Below are 7,388 nucleotides of genomic sequence, written 5' to 3'. Positions count from 1 at the left end.
CCCGGCATCGGCCGACTCACTCGATCCAGGACGCTGTTCGAACCCAGCCGACCACGCAAGCGGATAGAGAACAGGCAGTTAGGCAGCCACTTTGGGGCGAGCCTCTAAGATCATGGCCCCAACGTCGTGCTTTACGGGCAGGTCCACAGACTGCCCGACTCGCCGGAAGCTTACGGGGCCATGATCACTCGCCCCAAAGCAGCTCCAGCCCAAAGCCGCTCCGCCGACCTACATCGAATCACCCTATCGCGCGCGACTACGCACTATGGGATATCAGAATCATCTCGCGCAGTCTTCTTTTCGCCATTAGATCCCTCTGTATCGAGTTGCCGCAGAAGCGATTGCAGCACTTCGGGGTCAACCTCTTCCGCATTGAGCGTGAATTGTGTATCTCCTCGCCGAACGGTGATTTTCGGGCTCCGATTTCGGGCGGCCCTCCAGGCGAAAATGGCAGTGACGAAAGTAGCAAGAGAAACGCCTGAGCTGAATGCGATGCTCAACACGTCGAGGAGCCCACCAGCGAGTGTCACAGCTCCTCCAGCTCAACGATCAGAGCACTGCTGCCGGCCGTTATGAACGTAATGCCAAAGAACCATAGGGACTGAATCCCAACGGCATGTTGATCAATCTGATCGTTATCTTGAAGACCGGACGATATGTTCGCGAAAACGATTGACGTCAAACAAGCGATCACAATGTTTCCGAAGGCCAGGACGTTGGCAATTAACTTGCGCCGCGGCGTCCTCTTGGTGAGAATCTGCCCGGCTGCCGCGGCAGCCAACCCTGCCGTCACAATTAGCAATTCACCACGCCCGATGAGATCCCAGAAGCCGAGGCCTTTGCCACGGCTTCCATTGATCAGCATTCCCGCAAGAATCGGCATTACCGCAAAGATGACACCGAAGAACAGCCAGTGCATCACTTTACTGAGGGCTTCTTCTCGAGTACTCAGCGAGCGAACCGCGTTAGCCGTAGCGCCTGAAATGGGCAGCGAAACAGCATCATCTGATGTGCTCCTATCGCCCTGCCCCGCTACTGACTGATCAGTCGTTCCAGCAGCGCCCCTTTGGGACTGCTGGGAGTCTGCCGTCTCAGACATCAGACTCCGTCCAAGCGCAATGCCACATATGTGTGCCCCCTCCCAACCCACATTCGCGGCACTCAGTGTACTTCTGATCACCGTCTGTTGATCGAGGTTCAGGGCGCTCAGTAGGAACCGTCAGATCTCGCGGTTGCCCAGGCACCGTAACGCTCACAAGCCTGAGCGCCCTCCCGGGCCCTCCTCGGGCCGTGGAAGGGCGCTCAACGATGACCAACGTCGACAGCTGCCGACAGCTCAGCAGCAGGTCAGGGCGTTGATCGATAACGCGGCCGCAGGTCACGGCCGCCCGTGATCAGTTGTGGCTGTTCTGAGAGACGAGCGTTCGCGGCCGCGCCCTGGCCGGATCGCCCCCTTGTGCGCCCTTCGTGTGCGTGTCACACAGTTCAGAGGCGGGACCTGGGGGAGGGGAGCACTGCATGTCGGTGTTGGGTGGCTATCCGGTGGGGCCGTCGGCCTGGGCCGTCGAGCGGTTTGGGCGGCATGCCGGCGCGCTTGCCGCTGCGGTCCCGGTGCAACTGGCCAAGGCGCACGGGAAGGCTCATGCCGCGCACCTCGCTGCGGGGCTGAAGAAGCGGAGTCCATACGGCGTCGCCCTTGCGGGGGTGGTGCGCGAGAACCTGGCGCAGACGGCGCGCGAGCTGGGGGAAGCCGTGCGAGACGTGCGCGGGTACGAGTACGCGGTGATCAACAATCACGCACTCTTCCCGTTCCGGTACGCGGACAGGCCGAGGCCCCTGGACCGAGCCCGATTGCCCGCCAATGCGTCGCCCACTCGGCACCGGCTGTTCCGGGCGCACGGGCCGCAGCCCCCGGCAGGCCTGTTCGACGTCGATGAGGACTTGGCGACCGAGGAGTACCTGGGGCTTCACGAAGCGTTCGAGGAACTGGGAGCTTCCACCAGGTTGGTCTGTGTGTTCTTCACGGCCGACGCGGAAAACGGCATCCATGCCATCCACTGGGGGGACGCCCACCTCGAACCCGACCGCACCTTCACATGGCCCTACAGGGAACAGCTCCCGGTCGCTCCCGTGCAGTTGGAGTGACGGGCGGTGGCACCGCTGCCTGCACACGGCCGGTCGGACGCTGACTGAGTCCTGGGCCGTCCCTGGGCCGTCCGAGGCCGACCAACGCTGACAGCCGGCACCCGCGGGTGACCACCCCCACCCCGCTCTGGCCTGGGGCCCCGGAGATGATCTGCGACACTGGAACCACCATGCCCAAGCCCGGAGAACTCACTTTCGTCGCGCCGCGCGGAGCCAAGAAGCCGCCGCGGCATCTCGCCGACCTCACGCCCGCCGAGCGCAAGGACGCGGTGGCCGGGATCGGTGAGAAGCCGTTCCGTGCCAAGCAGCTCTCGCAGCACTACTTCGCGCGGTACGCGCACGATCCGGAGCAGTGGACCGACATTCCCGCCGGTTCCCGCGCCAAGCTCCAGGAAGCGCTGTTCCCGGAGCTGATGACCGTCGTCCGGCATCTGTCCACCGACCAGGGGACCACGCGCAAGACGCTGTGGCGGCTGTTCGACGGGACGCTGGTCGAGTCCGTGCTCATGCGGTACCCGGACCGGGTCACCATGTGCATCAGCTCGCAGGCCGGGTGCGGTATGAACTGCCCGTTCTGCGCGACCGGGCAGGCGGGGCTGGACCGGAACCTGTCCACCGCGGAGATCGTCCACCAGATCGTGGACGGGATGCGGGCGCTGCGGGACGGGGAGGTGCCCGGTGGGCCCGCGCGGCTGTCCAACATCGTCTTCATGGGGATGGGCGAGCCCCTCGCCAACTACAAGCGGGTCGTCGGCGCCATCCGGGCGCTCACCGACCCGGCCCCGGACGGGCTCGGTCTCTCGCAGCGCGGGATCACCGTCTCCACCGTCGGGCTCGTGCCGGCCATCCACCGGTTCGCCGACGAGGGCTTCAAGTGCCGGCTCGCGATCTCCCTGCACGCCCCCGACGACGAGCTGCGCGACACCCTGGTCCCCGTGAACACGCGGTGGAAGGTGCGCGAGGTGCTGGACGCCGGCTTCGAGTACACCGAGAAGTCCGGGCGCCGGCTGTCCATCGAGTACGCGCTCATCCGCGACATCAACGACCAGGCGTGGCGGGGGGACAGGCTCGGGCGGCTGCTGAAGGGCAGGCCCGTGCACGTCAACCTCATCCCCCTGAACCCGACGCCGGGGTCGAAGTGGACCGCGTCGCGGCCGGAGGACGAGAAGGCGTTCGTGGAGGCCATCGCCGCGCACGGCGTGCCCGTCACCGTCCGGGACACCCGTGGACAGGAGATCGACGGGGCCTGCGGTCAGCTCGCGGCCACCGAGCGGTAATCTGACCCCGTCCACATATCTTCATATTCCGACAGGGGAGCGCCACAGCGCTGAGAGTGCGGCAACCGGGCCGCAGACCCTCTGAACCTCGCCCAGGTCATTCTGGGTAGGAAGTTCGGTCATCACTCAAGCTGTTGCGCCCTGCCCGGGCCTCCCCAGCGGAGCCCGGGCAGGGCCGCGTCTCTTCCTGGCCAACTCCAGGAGGACATCCAGTGCACAACAAGACCCTCGTGGCCGTCGCGGTCGGGCTCGGCCTGATCACACTGTCGGCGTGCGGCTCGACGGACACGAAGAGCGGCACGGACTCCAAGACGGTCACCCTGGTCAGCCACAACTCGTGGGCCGTCTCGAAGAAGGTCCTCAAGGACTTCGAGAAGCAGTCCGGGTACAAGGTCAGGGTCCTCGAGGACGGCGACGCCGGGCAGGCCGTCAACAAGGCGATCCTGACCAAGGACAACCCGCAGGGCGACGTCTTCTTCGGCGTCGACAACACCCTGCTCTCCCGCGCCCTCGACAACGGCCTCTTCCAGCCGTACACCGCCAAGGGCCTGGACAAGGTCGGCGCCGCCTACCAGCTCGACAAGGACAAGCACCGGGTCACGCCGATCGACTACGGCGACATCTGCGTCAACTACGACAAGGCGTACTTCAGCGAGCACAGGCTGACCCCGCCGCAGTCCTTCGCCGACCTGGCCAAGCCGCAGTACAAGAACCTCCTGGTCACGGAGAACGCCGCCACGTCCTCGCCCGGTCTCGGCTTCCTGCTCGGCAGCGCCGCGCAGTTCGGCGACGGGGGATGGCAGGACTACTGGAAGAAGCTCAAGGCCAACGGCGTGAAGGTCGTCGACGGCTGGGACCAGGCCTACTACGAGGAGTTCTCGGGCTCGTCGCAGGGGAAGAAGGCGGGCGGCGACCGGCCGCTCGTGGTGTCGTACGCCTCCTCGCCGCCCGCCGAGGTGATCTACGCCAAGAAGCGGCCCGCCACCGCCCCGACCGGCGTCGCGACCGGCACCTGCTTCCGGCAGACCGAGTTCGCCGGGCTGCTGAGCAACGCGAAGAACCCCAAGGGCGCCAAGGCCTTCATCGACTTCCTGGTCTCCAAGGAGTTCCAGGAGGACATGCCGCTGAACATGTTCGTCTACCCGGTGCTGCAGGGCGCCGAGGTCCCCGCCGAGTTCACCGAGTACGGGCCGGCCGCCAAGGACCCCGAGACCATGGCCCCCGGCAAGATCGCCGCCAACCGTGATCAGTGGGTCAAGTCGTGGACCTCGCTCGTACTGAAGTAGCGACCCGCAAGCGCCGTAGGGGGAACGCGGCGCGGCTCGGCCTCATGGCCCTGCCCGTCGCGTTCTTCGCGCTGTTCTTCGCCTGGCCCGTCACCGCGATCGTCGCGCGCGGGCTGAAGACGGACGGCGCCTGGCACCTCGGGCGGATCGCGGACGTCGTCACCCAGCCGGACATCCGGCACGTGCTGTGGTTCACCACCTGGCAGGCGCTCGCCTCCACCGCGCTCACCCTGCTGCTCGCCCTGCCCGCAGGCTACGTCTTCGCCCGCCTCGACTTCCCGGGCAAGCAGCTGCTGCGCGCAGTCGTCACCGTCCCGTTCGTGCTGCCGACCGTCGTCGCGGGCAGCGCCTTCCTGGCGCTGGCCGGCCGGGGCGGGCTGCTGGACGAGCTGTGGGGGGTACGGCTGGACACCACGGTGTGGGCGATCCTGCTGGCCCACGTCTTCTTCAACTTCGCGGTCGTCGTCCGGACGGTCGGCGGGCTGTGGGCGCAGCTCGACCCCCGGCAGGAGCAGGCCGCGCGGATGCTGGGCGCCTCCCCGCTGACGGCCTGGCGGAAGGTCACCCTCCCCGCGCTCGCGCCCGCCGTGGCCGCAGCCGCCCTGATGGTGTTCCTGTTCACCTTCACCTCCTTCGGTGTGGTGCAGATCCTCGGCGGCCCCGCCTTCTCCACCCTCGAAGTGGAGATCTACCGGCAGACCTCAGAGGTCTTCGACCTGTCCACGGCCGCCGTCCTCACCCTGGTCCAGTTCGCGGCCGTCGGCGCGGTCCTCGCCGTGCACGCCTGGACGGTACGGCGCCGGGAGAGCGCCCTCAGGCTCGTGGACCCGGACACGACCGTCCGGCGCCCGCGCGGCGCCGGCCAGTGGGCGCTGCTCGCCGGTGTCCTCGTCACCATCGCCCTGCTGCTGGTCCTGCCGCTCGCCGTCCTCGTCCGCCGTTCCCTGGACGCGCCCGGCCTCGGCTACTACCGGGCGCTGACCCACGCGGACGGCGGTACGTTCCTGGTGGCGCCCGTGCACGCGGTGTGGACCTCGCTGGAGTACGCGGTCGCGGCCACCGCCATCGCCGTGGTGATCGGCGGTCTCGCCGCCGGCGCGCTGGCCCGGCGGGACGCGGGACGGCTGGTACGGGGCTTCGACGCCCTGCTCATGCTGCCGCTCGGCGTCTCCGCCGTGACCGTCGGCTTCGGCTTCCTGATCGCGCTCGACAAGCCGCCGCTGGACCTGCGTCAGTCGTGGATCCTGGTGCCGCTGGCCCAGGCGCTGGTCGGCGCCCCGTTCGTCGTACGGACCATGCTGCCCGTGCTGCGCGCGGTGGACGTCCGGCTCAGGGAGGCGGCGTCCGTGCTCGGCGCCTCGCCCTGGCGGGTGTGGCGGGAGGTGGACCTGCCGCTGGTGCGGAGGGCGCTGCTGGTCGCGTCCGGCTTCGCGTTCGCCGTGTCGCTCGGCGAGTTCGGGGCGACCGTGTTCATCGCCCGGCCCGACAACCCGACGCTCCCGGTCGCGGTGGCCCGGCTGCTCAGCCGCCCCGGTGATCTCAACTACGGCCAGGCGATGGCCCTTTCGACGATTCTGATGGTGGTGTGCGCCGCCGCGCTGCTGATCCTGGAGCGGCTGCGGACCGACCGGACGGGGGAGTTCTAGATGCTGCTGAGCCTGGATGCCGCGACCGTGCGCTTCGGCGGGCGGGCCGTGCTCGACGCCGTCGGCCTCGATGTCGCGGAGCACGAGGTGGTGTGCGTCCTCGGACCCAGCGGCAGCGGCAAGTCGACCCTGCTGCGGGCCGTGGCCGGGCTCCAGCCCCTGTCCGGCGGACGGATCCTGCTCGACGGCCGGGACCAGGCGGGCGTCCCCGCGCACCGGCGGGGCGTGGGACTGATGTTCCAGGACCACCAGTTGTTCCCGCAGCGGGACGTCGGCGCGAACGTCGCGTTCGGGCTGCGCATGCACGGCGTCGCCAAGGGTGAACGGGACGCCGAGGTGGGCCAGTTGCTGGAGCTGGTCGGGCTGCCCGGTGCCGCCCGGCGGGCGGTGGCCTCGCTGTCCGGCGGGGAGCAGCAGCGCGTGGCCCTCGCCCGGGCGCTCGCGCCCCGCCCCCGGCTGCTCATGCTGGACGAACCGCTGGGCCAGCTGGACCGCTCGCTGCGGGAGCGGCTGGTGGTGGAACTGCGGGAGTTGTTCGGCCGGCTGGGGACGACCGTGCTCGCCGTGACCCACGACCAGGGCGAGGCGTTCGCGCTGGCCGACCGGGTGGTGGTGATGCGGGACGGGCGGATCGCGCAGACCGGCACGCCGCTCGAGGTGTGGCAGCGGCCCGCCGACGCGTTCGTGGCCCGCTTCCTCGGCTTCGAGAACGTGGTACCGGCGACCGTCGCCGGTACGGCCGCCGACAGCCCGTGGGGCAAGCTGCCGGTGCCCGACGGCTCCGCGCAGGGCCACCGGACGGTCCTCGTCCGGCCCGCCGGCGTCCGGCTCGTGCCCGCCGACGAGGGCCTGGTGTGCACGGTGACCGCCCGCACCTTCAAGGGCACCCATGTGGCCGTCCACCTCCAGCCGGCGGACGGTCCCCGGCTGGAGGCCGCCTGCCCGCTGCGGGACGCGCCGGAGCCCGGTGCCCTGGTCGGCGTGGAGTTCGACGTGGCCGAAACCGTCGTGCTCGACTGATCATCGCGCCTCTA

Annotated in this window: 7 protein-coding genes and 1 riboswitch; of the genes, 5 read left to right on the top strand and 2 right to left on the bottom strand. The window is 68.7% G+C overall.

Features of this window, described 5'->3' with window-relative positions; genetic code table 11:
- Window positions 1-263: 263 nt before the first annotated feature.
- The gene (locus tag AB0L21_RS37465) at window positions 264-530 is read right to left on the bottom strand and encodes a hypothetical protein (protein WP_365788528.1); all 267 of its coding nucleotides are present in this window, start codon (window positions 528-530) and stop codon (window positions 264-266) included.
- Window positions 527-1,099, bottom strand: coding sequence for a hypothetical protein (locus AB0L21_RS37460; RefSeq protein WP_365788527.1), 573 nt, complete (start codon window positions 1,097-1,099; stop codon window positions 527-529). The genes AB0L21_RS37465 and AB0L21_RS37460 overlap by 4 nt, the downstream gene beginning before the upstream one ends.
- Before the next feature lie 419 nt (window positions 1,100-1,518).
- On the opposite strand from AB0L21_RS37460, the gene AB0L21_RS37455 reads away from it, so the two are divergent.
- From AB0L21_RS37455 to AB0L21_RS37435, 5 genes are all read left to right on the top strand, one after another.
- Window positions 1,519-2,145, top strand: coding sequence for a hypothetical protein (locus tag AB0L21_RS37455; protein ID WP_365788526.1), 627 nt, complete (start codon window positions 1,519-1,521; stop codon window positions 2,143-2,145).
- 170 nt (window positions 2,146-2,315) lie between these two features.
- A complete protein-coding gene (gene rlmN / locus AB0L21_RS37450; protein ID WP_365702920.1) occupies window positions 2,316-3,422 on the top strand; it encodes a 23S rRNA (adenine(2503)-C(2))-methyltransferase RlmN in 1,107 nt (368 codons plus the stop codon).
- 23 nt (window positions 3,423-3,445) lie between these two features.
- Window positions 3,446-3,553, top strand: a riboswitch (TPP riboswitch).
- An 81-nt stretch (window positions 3,554-3,634) separates the two neighbouring features.
- Window positions 3,635-4,708 carry a thiamine ABC transporter substrate-binding protein gene (locus AB0L21_RS37445; RefSeq protein WP_365788525.1) on the top strand — a complete coding sequence of 358 codons (1,074 nt, stop codon included), beginning with the start codon at window positions 3,635-3,637 and terminating at the stop codon, window positions 4,706-4,708.
- Between the two features lie 44 nt (window positions 4,709-4,752).
- A complete protein-coding gene (locus tag AB0L21_RS37440) occupies window positions 4,753-6,354 on the top strand; it encodes an iron ABC transporter permease (RefSeq protein ID WP_365788524.1) in 1,602 nt (533 codons plus the stop codon).
- On the top strand, window positions 6,355-7,374 hold the full coding sequence (locus AB0L21_RS37435) for an ABC transporter ATP-binding protein (protein WP_365788523.1): 1,020 nt from the start codon (window positions 6,355-6,357) through the stop codon (window positions 7,372-7,374).
- Window positions 7,375-7,388 lie beyond the last annotated feature (14 nt).

The sequence above is a fragment of the Streptomyces sp. NPDC052721 genome, from assembly GCF_040678315.1.
Lineage (GTDB): Bacteria > Actinomycetota > Actinomycetes > Streptomycetales > Streptomycetaceae > Streptomyces.
This window is presented reverse-complemented; position numbering and strand designations above follow the sequence as displayed.